The organism is Pseudoalteromonas sp. BSi20429 (assembly GCF_000238895.1).
Taxonomy (GTDB): domain Bacteria; phylum Pseudomonadota; class Gammaproteobacteria; order Enterobacterales; family Alteromonadaceae; genus Pseudoalteromonas; species Pseudoalteromonas arctica.
Genome location: NZ_BADV01000036.1, coordinates 112,218 through 125,417, shown reverse-complemented (window position 1 = coordinate 125,417; position 13,200 = coordinate 112,218). Strand labels below are relative to the sequence as shown.

Sequence of the window (13,200 nt, the reverse complement as noted above, 5' to 3'; positions counted from 1 at the left end):
CAGAGCAAAAAAAAGCCCGAATAAGCGTCACTCATATTCGGGCTACTGTGAAAGTGCTTTTAACTCACTATTTTATCGCAGAGGTAGACTCACGTGTAATTAAGCGCGACTCAAGCGTTACCTGATACGGCTGTTCTTGCGGTTGAGCTATGTGTGAAATAAGTTGAGTTACGGCTTGTTTAGTCATTTCTTCAACAGGCTGTGCAATAGTCGTTAAACCAGGCCAAATATGACGTGCAATGGGTGCATTATCAAAGCCGGCTATTGAAATATCATCAGGCACTTTTAATTGGCGCTGGGTAGCTAATTTTAATACCGCTGCCGCCATGTAATCGTTTGATGCAAATACAGCTGTTGGCCTAGGAGATAAATCTAAAATACTGCGTGCACTATCTACACCTGAGTGATAACTAAAGTTACCCTCCTCTACTAAGCGCTCATCAAACTCTATTCCATGGCTTGCAAGTGAACGCCTGTAGCCTTTAAAGCGTTGTTGCGTGGCACTGTGATCCGGGTGCCCTTTAATAAACGCTATAGATTTATGCCCAAGACTAATTAGATGTTCAGTAATTTCAAATGCGCCTTGCTCATCATTACTACGAACTGAAATAGAATCATCTTGAAGTAAAGCTGACGCAACCCTTGCGTAAGGAATTTTTTTAGATTTTAAAAAAGTAACAAGCTCTGCAAAATCACCAAAAGGAGGTGTTAGTACAATGCCATCTAATCGAGAAGTCTGTAGTAATTGCTCAATATTATTTATAAGGGCTTCACCACGAAACTCACAAGGGTGTATCAATAAATTATAGTTATTTTCTTTGCATGCTTCTAAAGCACCCGTTTGCACGCGAGTAATGTAGCTTTTACTTGGGTTATCGTAAAGACACCCAATAATAAAGCTACGATTTTGTGCAAGGCCTCGTGCAATTGGATTTGGGGTGTAATCGAGTTCTTTAAATACCGCAAGCACCTTTTCTCGGGTTGCAGCACTAACATTAGGCTCGTTATTCAAAACGCGTGATACGGTTTTTTTAGAAACACCAGCATGACTTGCCACACTGTTTATTGTTACTTTTTTCATCACTCTATTTTTCCAAATGCGAACAAGGAAAGCTCCTTATTTGCTGTTGTGCAAACACGCTGCGGCACCAATTAGTGGAATATTATCTTGTGTTACAAGTATTACAGGAATTTGCCCTGCGTATTGCGACATAATACCCTTTTGTGAAAATCGTTCAACAAAACGACTCTCTAGAAGTCTTGCTTGCATACGAGGCAGTATTCCACCGCCAATAAATAGTCCGCCTAAAGCACCGTAAACAACGGCTAGATCGCCAGCTACACTGCCGATCCAATCACAAAATTGATTAAGCGTTGCATCGCACACAGCACATTCACCGCTATTTGCTAGACTACTTATTTGCGCAGCATCTAAATTTTTAGCTGTTACCCCCTTAACCGCAGACATCGCTTTGTATAAATGCGTTATGCCAGGGCCTGAAAATACAGTTTCGATAGAAACATGGGGATGATCTTTACGTAACTCATTTAATAGTAAAGTATCGAGTTCATTAACTGGTGCAAGCGATATATGCCCCCCTTCTGAACTTAAAACAGCGGTAGATTGCGACGTTCTAACTAAGCACGCGGCACCAAAACCAGTACCTGGACCTATAACACCAATGTTAGCATTGTCATCAGCTTGGCCTGATTTAACAATGACATTTTGCTTAGGATCTAAGTAAGGAGCCGCATATGCAAAGGCAGCAAAATCATTAATGACTTCTAGTTGCTGTAAATCAAAATGAGTTTTAAATTCACTAACACTAAAATGCCAACCTAAATTGGTTAAATGTACCTGCCCAGCTTTTATTGGACCTGCAACGGCTAAACATGCGCGTTTAGGTATAATATGCGAGACTGTTTGTAAATATTGCTCAAGCGCACTTTCAAGTGAACCAAAATTAGCACTAGGAAAAATATTAATGTGCTCTATTACAAATTGGTTAGTATGTTCGTTAAAAGCCGTTATTAAAGCAAAGCGGGCATTAGTGCCGCCAACATCAGCAACTAAGATGGGATCAAATTGGGCAGAAGAGTTTAGGCTCATAGTATTATCTCTTTTGTTAAGCGACTCGTGCTTATTATTTTACAATGGTATACCATTGTTATTTATACTTTGAGCTATCACCTCAAAGTAGCTATCACAGTAAAAAATGCTGCCTATAAAATATATAAACAGCGAATACGTTTTGACAACAAAATGATAAAACATTTATATTATGACACCGGTGTCAGCCGTTTATCAATAAAAATATACGTTAATTCACAAAAAGCTTGAAATTATTCATTAATAAACGAAAATGACACAATTATTTATCAAATTAATTAAGTTGTAACAATGAAAGGTAAAGCCACCTCATTTGATATTGCCCACTATGCAGGGGTATCTCAATCAACTGTATCTCGCGCTTTACGTAACAGCCATCTTGTTAATGAAGAAACACGTAAGCGTGTTTTCGATATAGCTAAAAAGCTTAATTATAAAGTTGATAAAAATGCCAGCAACTTGCGTACACAACAAAGCAGCACACTTGCATTACTTCTTTTCGAAGACCCTACTTCTGATGAATCACAAATTAATCCTTTCTTTTTAGCCATGCTTGGCAGCATTACCCGTGCTTGCGCTAAAGAAGGTTACGATTTATTAGTATCATTTCAATCGGCAAGTGCTGATTGGCAAGCAGACTATGAAGATAGCCACAGAGCCGATGGTATTATTTTACTCGGTTATGGCGATTACATTGATTACCAACCAAAATTTAACACCTTACTTGAACAAAACACTAAGTTTGTTTGTTGGGGTGCAACGGTCGATAATCGCCCAGATTTAACTGTTTGTTGTGATAACTACGGTGGCGGTAAGCTTGCCGCTGAGCACTTTATTGCTCACAGCAGAACTGATTGCGCTTTTATTGGTGATGCATCTGATCATAGCCCTGAATTCTTCAGTCGTTTTCAAGGCTTTAAAGATGAGCTATTAGCTAACAACGTAAAAATAAACGAACGTAAAATGGCTAATGCTATATCAACTGAAGAATCTGGGTATCACGCCACTCGCTCACTCATTGCTAATAATATTAAATTTAACGCCTTATTTGCTGCAAGCGACTTAATTGCTATTGGCGCTATACGTGCACTTAAAGAAGCAAATATTAACGTGCCAAAAGATGTTGCGGTAGTCGGCTTTGATAACATAGCCATAGCAAGTTATGTAAATCCACCGCTGACGACGATAGAGCAAAACACCACTGTTGCTGGGCAAATGCTCGTAGAGAACTTATTAAAGCTGATACGTGGTGAAGAAGTGCAAAGTACCCTATTAGCTCCTATTCTAATTCCTAGAAGGTCAAGCTGAGCCTGCCTGATAAAATAAAGCAGAATTAACAAACCATTTTAATTGGCAGTTACAACTACTTAAATTTTATTCAGTATATTTTTATCTATTCATTTCACTTTTCTTTCTGATGTATTCATATCTCACAAAAATTCAAAATTTAGATATAAAAAAAGCCTCTAACGAGGCTTTTTTATTAAACAACTTTTAACTCATACTAGCAAGTTATTAGAAATCGTAAGACGCTGATAATTGAATTCTACGAGGAGACTGGTAAGACTGAGCTAAACCAAATGTAGCATTTCCATCGCCAGCAGCTATTTCTGCAGCTTCGTCGTAACGAGTTTCAGTAGAAGCATCAAATACGTTAAATACATCCATAGCTAAACGAACTTTCTGATCATTAAAGCGAAGGTTATAAGTAAAGTTAAGATCTAAACGTGCTGTCCATGGTGTAGTACCCATGCTGCCACGAGGGAAACGTTTGTCACCTACATAGTAAGTATCACCGTATACGTATTGATCAGGGTCTGGAGTATAACCTTGACCTAAAGCAGTCCAAGGACGTCCAGATGCGATATTAACATTAGCACCAATTAAGAAGTCTTCTGTAACAGCAAAAGCACCATAAATTTTAATGTTATGACGACGATCTGCAGGTAGATTACCATTAGCACCATCCATTAAATAAGGGTAATCCCAATCTTGCGTAAGACCAGCATCATCTTGACCATTATCAGATTTAACAAAACCTTCTGTATTACCATAGTTGTGAGACCATGTGTATAGCGCTTTTAAAGACCAAACCTGATCCCATGTTTTTTCTAATGTTAAATCAACTGATGCGTATTTACGCTTAGCTTCCGGGTAACCTAACTCTTGTGCAGTAAAGCTATATTCTTCAGTGGTGCCGTCACCATCAAGATCAAAATTGAAAGTAGCGCCATTGCCAGGATTAAATAAGAACCAGTTCTCACCTAAATATTCACCATTTTCATCATTAAAGATATAAGAACCATCATCAATTTGATTACCTAAAACACGGTAAGTTGCCTTGATACCCCATGACCAATCATCATTAATTGCTGCTTGATAACCAATCATATACTCATCGTTATACATTGGTTCAAGATCTTTATCAGATAAGGTATTTGATGGTTTTGCAGTACCGTCACCACCATTAGAAATAGCAGGATCACCTAGCTGAGTACCTAAACCAACAGGAGTACCGTCTGCGTTTAAGCCTTCATACGCATACCATGTTTGAATATAAGTCTCTGCACCAGCTAAACGGATATTAGTATTAGCTGCAACTGGTAGGTAATAACGACCAGCAGTGAAGAACAACTTACTATCGCCATCTCCATTAATATCCCAAGAACCACCTATACGAGGGGCAATTTGGTTATCAATAGAAACAAACTCTTCGCCATCTGCATTGTAGTTAGTAAAACTATCATTACGAAGGCCTAATGTTAATGTTAAATCTTCAGTAACTGACCATTGATCTTCAATATAAATAGCCCAGTTTTCTACTTCAAACGAACCGCCATTTTTATAATCGCGTACACGTGTTGTCTTCATTTCTTCAGGTAAGACATAACCATTAGCCAGTCTAGCGCCTTCTTCGTATGTACGATAATAGTAGTAAACGCCACCAGAGTTTTGTGTTGTTGAATCAGCTGTATTAGTTTCAGAATCATAACCAAATTTTAACGTATGCTCATCGTTTAGGTAATAATCAAAGTCAACGCGCAATTGCTCACGTTTATCTTCATTTTCACCAACGGTAAAGTTTACATAACACGTAGTATCTTCACCTAAATCGGCATCATAACCTGTAGGACAATCATCAAAGTCTGAGTAATCAGTTTCTGAAAACTTAACCTGACCAAACATTGCTGACATACTTAGATCATCTGTTAGGTTACCAGTATAACGAACTGCAAAACTTTCTCCGCCTCGCTTATGGTAAGCTGTACCGCCATCTTCAGTGTAATTACCATTTCCTTGAGGGTCTGAAATTGTTTTTTCAGAATAAGTTCGTTTATCACTAAAGCCCCAAAGCATTAGTTGATGATCTTCGTTAATATTCCAGTCAAAACGAGCTAGGTAATATGGGTCATCATCTTTTTCAACTGTTAAATCTGTTTGAGATGCATTACCGTATTCGTAGTCATTATCTCTTGCAGTGTAAATACCATAGAAGAATAATGTGTCTTCAACTATCGCACCTGAAGCATAAATACTTGTTTCAAATGAATTGTCGTAGTCGTCTTGGTTATTAACATATAAATCACCAATACAATGGCCATCCGCGTCTTCACAGCGATCATTTTGCTTGTAAAGTGAATCAGGAGCTTGCTCACTTAACGAGTCAGATGAATAAATCGTTTCAACACCAAAGTGAAAATCATTAGAACCAGATTTAGTAACTGATGAGATTAATCCACCGGTAGTACGCCCGAACTCTGCAGAATAACCACCCGTTTTAACTTGGAAGCTATCGTACGCGGTAAATGGGATTGTTGCACCGCCAAGACCATTTCGGAAATTAGTCATATTTAGACCATTCACGTAATAAGCATTTTCAGCTACAGAAGCACCACCAAATGAAGCTTGGTCGCCAAAACGACTATCCCCTTCAGTTGCGCCAGGCGCAAGCAATGCTACTGAAGTTACTGAGCGAGATATTGGTAGTAGCGCTAGTTCTTCAGAGCTAATATTTAATGAAGACTCTGATGCAGAAACATCTATTGCACGAATAGAGCCACCTACAACAGCAATTCTTTCGATATTACCTGTAGTTAGTGGAATTTGAATGAGAGCTGTTTTACCTACCCCTATAACAACATCTTTAACTTGAGCTTGGTCAAAACCAGATTGGGATACTGTAATATCATACTTACCTACTGGCACTTGCTTAAGATCAAACTCACCATTTGCATCAGCAGTTAGTGTTTTAGAATAACCTTTGCTTTTATCTGTTATTGTTATTGATGCACCCGCTAATGAAACACCTGACTGAGCCGTTAAGCTACCTTTGATAGCGCCATTAACGTTATCTGCCATTGCTGGCATTGCCGCACTTAACGTCATTGCAACTGCTGCAGCAGTGAATGAGCGTTTAAATGTCTTAGAAAAATTATGGTTCATTTTTGATTTATCCCTAGATAATTAGATTATTATTTTTTATGTCTTACGTTAAATACTTTATATAACGCCTACTAATTTAAAGTATTTAACCCCCTTAACGTGTAAGGAGAAACAAATTAATAACACAATAAAAACAAACTTACCAACAAAATGCGACAGCAATTAACAGGAAAATCACCATAAAAAACAATAAATTAACAAAAAACCAAGGATAAAACCAAAAAACAAAATAAAAACAAAAAAACAAACATATAATTTACATTGTTAGTTGTTTGCAAAACCAACAAAATGAATAAAAAGCAGGCTCCATTATTTATAAAAACAGCGCCATAAACACCATTAAAGAACAACTCTTATACAATTCACTTAAAACCCCCATTAAAATACTATCCCACTTAATTAGCATAAATATTCACACTACACTTCACAAACCCTATACCGTTGCAAAAAACGGAATTTAATTTAGAAAAAAAACGCCTAATTAAAATCTTTTTTTATGTCATATAATTTCTAAATCATTACTTAAATGACTCGAAAACCACCAAATAATGATCCCAAACTCGTTTACCACGGAGTAAACGTACCTGCTTAATATATTTTGCATGTATCCAAACTTTAGGTGTAGCTGAGTTTGTGTCCTCACCCAACTTATAACCTGCTTTATTTACACCTATACATCCCACGCTTATTTTGGTAAAAAATGCCGCTATTAGCAAATTACCCTAACTCTTTTACATAACTATTTTTAATATCAGCTTGTTTTACATCATTTAGCGCATTACTTGCTAATAACGTTAAAATAAGAGAGCGAAAAATGGCTAATACTATACCCACTGAATAATTGAGGTATCACGCCGTTCACTTATCGCTAATAATATTAAATTTAACGCCTTATTTGCTGCAAGCGACTTAATTGCTATTGGCGCTATACGTGCACTTAAAGAAGCTAATATTAACGTACCAAAATTTGTTGCATCGGCTTTGTTATTACAGTCATTGCAAATTACGTAAACTCACAACTAACTACAATAGATCGAAACACCACTGTTGCTGGGCAAATGTAGTAGAGAACTTATTAAAATTGATATGTGGTGAATAAGTACAAAGTGCCCTATTAAATCCTATTCTCACTCCTAGAAGGTCAAGCTGAGCCTTCTTAATTAAGCAAATACTGATTACATCTGTTCACATTCATTTACAAACAATAAAATCATATAATAAACAATAAATTAAAAAAACACCACCCAAAAAACTATACTTTTTCATCAAAAAAACATCAATTACACATTCCTTAGCAACAGCAAACTGTTAACTGCATTTACTATTTTGTTTCTATAATGTAAATTTATTGTGCCGCTATGATCTTGATCTGTAACTTTATAGCCTAAATAACAACAATATCTCAGGGATTTACATATGTTTAAAACTAAAGCTCTATCAAATGCAATAAGATACTCTTTATTGCTAGGCTCTGTAGCCTTAGCGCCTAACGCGCTAGCTCAAGAAAATGACTTGAATTCAGACGTAGAATTAGAAGAAGAAGCACCTGAACGAATAGTTGTAACAGGCTCGCGTATAAGAAAAGCTGAATTTTCAAATGCATCACCAATTCAAATTATCAATGGCGACTTATCTCGTGAAATGGGTTTATTTGATGCAGGCTCAATGCTTCAATCGACCAGCCAAGCGGCTGGTGCTCAAATAGATAATACATTTGGTGGTTTTGTACTAGATAACGGTCCGGGCGCTGCAACAATCGGATTTCGTGGTTTAGGTGCTGAACGAACTCTTGTACTTATTAATGGCCGAAGAATGGCTCCTGCTGGCGTTGGTGGTGCACCAACATCCCCTGATTTGAATTTAATACCTGGCGTAATGATTGAACGTGTAGAGAATTTATTTGATGGCGCATCAACCGTTTATGGTTCTGATGCGGTAGCTGGTGTAGCTAACGTAATATTGAAAAAAGATGTTGAAGGTTTTATTTTTGATGCATCTTATCGTCAACCTAAAGGTGAAGGCGGTGAAGAAACTGTACTTTCGGGTATGTGGGGCAAAACCATGGATAATGGTTTCATCACTGTAGGCGTTGAATATTCAGAACAAAAATCTCAATCTTTATCTGGTAACCCTTTTGTTAAAGGGTGTGAAGAGCGTATTTGGGAAGCTGAAGATGGCAGTATCGTAACGAGAAACAGTGGCTATGGTCCTGTGGCGAGTGGTGAAGATTCATGTGATATTTTCCCTCTAACAAATCGTATTAGCGTACCTTCTTTCTTTGGTAGTGTTTATTACACTCCTAACTTTACAAACACTGGTATTCCAAACTTCAGCGAATCAACTGTACCATCAAGTCTTGAAGGGTTTTTACCTTCATGGGTAGCTGGCGATTTCGATGGCGATGGTATTAATGATGGTGTATTTGTTGATGGTAACGGAGATGGTTTCCGTGACGTTGATTTCCAAGACCCTCTATACGCTTTCCAACAATCTGATTACTACAAAAGTGGTGATTACAGAAGTAAAAATGAACGTATTTCACTAATGCTTAATGGTGAATATAACTTCCAAGATGATAACGATACAACTTTCTACTACGAAGGTTTATATGCGAGTCGTAAATCACCAATTTTTAGCCCTGGTGCACAAATATTTCAACAAGTAGCGGCATCAAACCCATATAACCCTTGTGGAACAAACGGTATTGACTGTTTTGGCGTGTTAGGTGTGGGCCCTGGTGGACCTGAGGCCGTTCAGCCAATCATCAATATTCGTGGTGACCGTGATCAAACTGAAGTTGAAGTTTCACAATATCGTTTAGTTACCGGTGTTACTGGTAACCTCGGTATGTTTGAAAACATTGGTTTAGACAATTGGTACTACGACGCGTCTGTATCGTACAGCGCATCTAAAGGTACTGACCACCGTGTTGGTATTGATGAAGAGCGCTTAATTAACTCATTAGAAACCGCTGTTCTTAATGATGATGGTACTGTTACCTGTGGTACCGGTTCTGATGGATGTGTTCCTGTTAATTTATTTGCAGACAGTATTTACCAAGAAGGTGGCGGTACGCTTTCACCTGAAGAAGCGGCCTATTTATTTATTGATCGCGACATCGAAACTAAAGTAAACCAGTTTGTTTTTAATGCATTCATGGGTGGTGACTTCTTTGCACTACCATGGAATAACGAAACTGTTGCAGGTATCGTTGGTATTGAATATCGTCGTGATGAGATTGAATCAAATCCTAATGCAGCAGCATCACAAGGCTTACTATGGGGCTACTTTGCTGACCAAGGCGCTGATGGTTCTCGTAATCTAAAAGAAATATTCACAGAAGTTGACTTCCCTTTACTTAAAGGAGTTAAAGGTGCTGAAGAACTTACATTTACAGCTTCTGGCCGTGTTTCTGAAGAATCTTTCTACGATGCTGAATCAACTTATAGTCTTAAAACTATCTACCGTCCTGTTGATTGGTTTACTCTTCGTGCTACAAAAGGTACTTCTTATAGAGCGCCAAACTTACGTGAACGTTTCTTAAACGGTACGTCTGGTTTTAATACAGTTGCCGATCCATGTGTTGTTCCGGAAGATGCTCGTAATATAGACCCATTGAACCCAGGTTCAGCAGCTACATATAATGCAGCTGAAGAAACACGTGATACAGCGGTACTAAACGCTTGTCAAGCATCAGGTATTGATCCAACCACTCTTGGTTTAGGTCAAGGTGGGACTGATTCATATACTGCTACTTATAGCGCTGAGATTGAAACTGGCGGTACAACTGAGCTTAGTGCTGAAACATCAGTGGCTAAAACATACGGTTTTATCTTTGAACAACCGTTCACTGATGCATTTGATTTAACAATGTCATTAACTCGTTTTGATATTGAAGTAACAAATAGTATTGCAGAGCCAAGCGCTGGTTACAGTATTGGTCAGTGTTATTCTGCTGATGGTAATGATGCTTTCTGTAGCCGTATCGGCCGTGACGAAAATGGTCAAATTGATTTAGTTGATGCTAGCTTTATCAATATTGGTTTAATCTCTTCTAAAGGTTTTGATTACAATATCTACTTTGAAACAGATACGGTAATTGCAGAAGAAAACTTAGGTATTACACTAGACCTTCAAGCTACGCGTATGACAGAGCAAGTTTTTGATGTACTTGGTACTATTGATGACAATATGGGTGAGCCAGATTCACCAGAATGGCGCGGTACAGCACGCTTACAACTTAAATATTCTGATTTTAGGTTTAACTGGGAAACACGTTTCATCGGTAAAGGTCGTGAAGATGAAGATGATTTAGGTGAATTCGAAGAAGGTACTGCAGGTTGTCGTGGTTTAACTGACGCAAATGGTGCTCCACTTAAATGTCGCCCTGTTGGTTTCACTGATGACTACTTTGTACATAACATCGGTATGACTTGGTCTAACGATGCGTATAAAGTGAACTTTGGTGTACGTAACGTATTTAATGAAGCTCCACCAAAAGTAGATCCAAGTGGGTCTTTCTCAAATACTAACATCCCTCTAGGTGTTGGTTATGATACTTCAGGACGTAGCCCATACATCAGTTTTACAGCTTCTTTTTAATTAGAATTGGCTGAGTATATATTCAATCCAGATGGCCTAAAATTTTAGGCCATTTTTTTTGAGGGAATAAAAAATGAAACTTAAAAAAAGAATGTTAGTAGGATTTACCTTACTAAGCCTATCTTCTTTCGCTAATAGCGAAACTGAAGATGCGACACAAGTGAGCAGTATCGATGCTTTCTCAATGTCATCGGCTATCCGTAGTGTTGTAGCATCACCTGATGGTAAGAAGCTTGCTATTTTAAGAGCGACTACCAAAAATGGTGACTATATAATTGAGATAAGAGATCCAAATAACCTAGAAGCAGCCCCCGTAAGGTTGGGCGCTGATAAAATGCTGATATCTTCCATCGTATGGTTAAACGATGCAAAAATTGGCGTTATGTTTAGACAAATACTAGAAGATGGAAGCCGCAAATACTGGGTTAATAAGTTTGCAATAACTGATGCAGATGGTAAAGGCGACTGGTTATTACCATTTAAGAAAAAGCGAAATGTTCAATTTAATATAATAAATATACTTCCAGACAAAAAAGATGAAGTACTTGTAGAAGTTGATATTAATAATAACTACATTCCAGATGTAGTGAGATTTAATATTAACACTGGACGAAGCGTTACTGTAATGCGCGGAAATGAAAAAGTATCAGGCTCGTTTGTTTCTGACTACGATGGTGAAATAAGAATAGCCCAAGGTTGGAATAAATCTGATAACGCAATCGATTATTATGCCCGAGATAAAGGCAATGATGATTGGAAAGTAATTAAGCAAGTTAGTCCTAAAAAGCGTGAAAACTTTGAGATATTAGGATTTGCAAAAGGTAATCCTAACGAAGTTTATGTTAACGCCAACTTAGGCGAAAATACGACTGGCATTTATATTTACAATATTAAAACAGGTCAGTATTCTGAACGTCAATTTGGTCTTAAATCTGTAGATACAGACGGTGTTATACTTGATACCGACGGTACTTTACAAGGCTTTCGCTATACAACCAAGCAGCCTAAGTTTTATTTCACAGACCCAAACCTTCAAGCACTTAACGAATCTGTTGCTTCTTTATTTAAAGATAAATTTGTACAAATCATTAGTAGCTCTGATAACGATAACGTATTAGTGGTCAGAGTATCTGCTGACGATAACCCAGGCAGCTATTACATTGTTACTAATAAGCAGAAGCTGACTAAAATTGGTGACCGACTTCCGTTTATTGATAAAAGTAAATTAGGATCCGTTAAATATATCTCTTATAAAGCAAGAGATGGACGTAAAATAAAAGCATATGTAACTATTCCTGCGACTAAAGGTCCTTACCCTGCGATAGTACTTCCTCACGGTGGTCCTTGGGTGCGTGACTCTGTTGTATTTGATGACTGGGCGCAGTTACTCGCCTATCATGGTTACGTAGTTATTCAACCAAACTATCGTGGTTCTACGGGGTACGGTCTGGAGCATTGGATAGCCGGTGATAATAACTGGGGCTTGAAAAAACAAGATGATTTAGACGACGCCGCACAATATTTAATAGATAAAGGTTTAGCAACAAAAGATAAGCTTGCTTTATTTGGTTGGAGTTATGGTGGTTACGCTGCATTTGCTGCATCTATGCGTGAAAACAACATATATAAATGTGTTGTTGCCGGTGCAGGGGTAAGTGATTTAAGCCGTATTAATGCAACTCTTAACGAAAATCGCTTTTTAAGTATTTTACAACGCCCTACGATTACAGGTGTATCCCCTGTAGAGCAAGTAAATAAAGTAAATATTCCTATACTGGTTGTGCATGGTGATATCGACAGTCGTGTTCCAGTAAAACACAGTAGAGACTTCGTATCTGAGCTTGAAAAGTACAAAAAAGACTTTAAATATATTGAGCTTGAAGATGCCGATCACTTTTCTGATACGCTTTTCTACGATCATAAAAAAGAATTTTATACCGAGTTGTTATCATGGTTTGATAATAAGTGTGGCCTCAAATAATGTAACTAAAAAGTGACACTCATTTTATTTGAAGAGCATTCTTTTGTTTTAATATTAAGTGAGT

Annotated in this window: 6 protein-coding genes and 1 pseudogene; 4 read left to right on the top strand and 3 right to left on the bottom strand. The window is 37.7% G+C overall.

The genetic code is table 11. From position 1 onward, the window contains the following. Positions 1 to 67: 67 nt before the first annotated feature. On the bottom strand, positions 68 to 1,081 hold the full coding sequence (locus P20429_RS11465; protein WP_007582617.1) for a LacI family DNA-binding transcriptional regulator: 1,014 nt from the start codon (positions 1,079 to 1,081) through the stop codon (positions 68 to 70). Between the two features lie 36 nt (positions 1,082 to 1,117). Next, positions 1,118 to 2,110, bottom strand: a complete 993-nt coding sequence (gene glk, locus P20429_RS11470; RefSeq protein WP_007582615.1) for a glucokinase — start codon at positions 2,108 to 2,110, stop codon at positions 1,118 to 1,120. 291 nt (positions 2,111 to 2,401) lie between these two features. Here glk and P20429_RS11475 point away from each other — a divergent pair, with 291 nt between their 5' ends. Continuing rightward, positions 2,402 to 3,418 carry a LacI family DNA-binding transcriptional regulator gene (locus P20429_RS11475; protein WP_007582612.1) on the top strand — a complete coding sequence of 339 codons (1,017 nt, stop codon included), beginning with the start codon at positions 2,402 to 2,404 and terminating at the stop codon, positions 3,416 to 3,418. A 207-nt stretch (positions 3,419 to 3,625) separates the two neighbouring features. Here P20429_RS11475 and P20429_RS11480 read toward each other — a convergent pair whose 3' ends face one another. Continuing rightward, positions 3,626 to 6,553, bottom strand: a complete 2,928-nt coding sequence (locus tag P20429_RS11480; RefSeq protein WP_007582611.1) for a TonB-dependent receptor — start codon at positions 6,551 to 6,553, stop codon at positions 3,626 to 3,628. A gap of 754 nt (positions 6,554 to 7,307) precedes the next feature. Here P20429_RS11480 and P20429_RS20865 point away from each other — a divergent pair. The 3 genes and pseudogenes from P20429_RS20865 to P20429_RS11490 form a co-directional block, all read left to right on the top strand. Further along, a pseudogene (locus P20429_RS20865) lies at positions 7,308 to 7,652 on the top strand (substrate-binding domain-containing protein); the annotation flags it as partial. A 317-nt stretch (positions 7,653 to 7,969) separates the two neighbouring features. Further along, the gene (locus tag P20429_RS11485; protein ID WP_007582608.1) at positions 7,970 to 11,155 is read left to right on the top strand and encodes a TonB-dependent receptor; all 3,186 of its coding nucleotides are present in this window, start codon (positions 7,970 to 7,972) and stop codon (positions 11,153 to 11,155) included. 73 nt (positions 11,156 to 11,228) lie between these two features. After that, entirely contained in the window at positions 11,229 to 13,136 is a 1,908-nt protein-coding gene (locus P20429_RS11490; protein ID WP_007582607.1) for a S9 family peptidase, read from the top strand. Positions 13,137 to 13,200: the final 64 nt, after the last annotated feature.

Excerpts from the sequence above, each read along its gene's own strand:
- P20429_RS11465 (WP_007582617.1), bottom strand. The coding sequence starts at position 1,081 with ATGAAAAAAGTAACAATAAACAGTGTGGCAAGTCATGCTGGTGTTTCT.
- glk (WP_007582615.1), bottom strand. The coding sequence starts at position 2,110 with ATGAGCCTAAACTCTTCTGCCCAATTTGATCCCATCTTAGTTGCTGAT.
- P20429_RS11475 (WP_007582612.1), top strand. The coding sequence starts at position 2,402 with ATGAAAGGTAAAGCCACCTCATTTGATATTGCCCACTATGCAGGGGTA.
- P20429_RS11480 (WP_007582611.1), bottom strand. The coding sequence starts at position 6,553 with ATGAACCATAATTTTTCTAAGACATTTAAACGCTCATTCACTGCTGCA.
- P20429_RS11485 (WP_007582608.1), top strand. The coding sequence starts at position 7,970 with ATGTTTAAAACTAAAGCTCTATCAAATGCAATAAGATACTCTTTATTG.
- P20429_RS11490 (WP_007582607.1), top strand. The coding sequence starts at position 11,229 with ATGAAACTTAAAAAAAGAATGTTAGTAGGATTTACCTTACTAAGCCTA.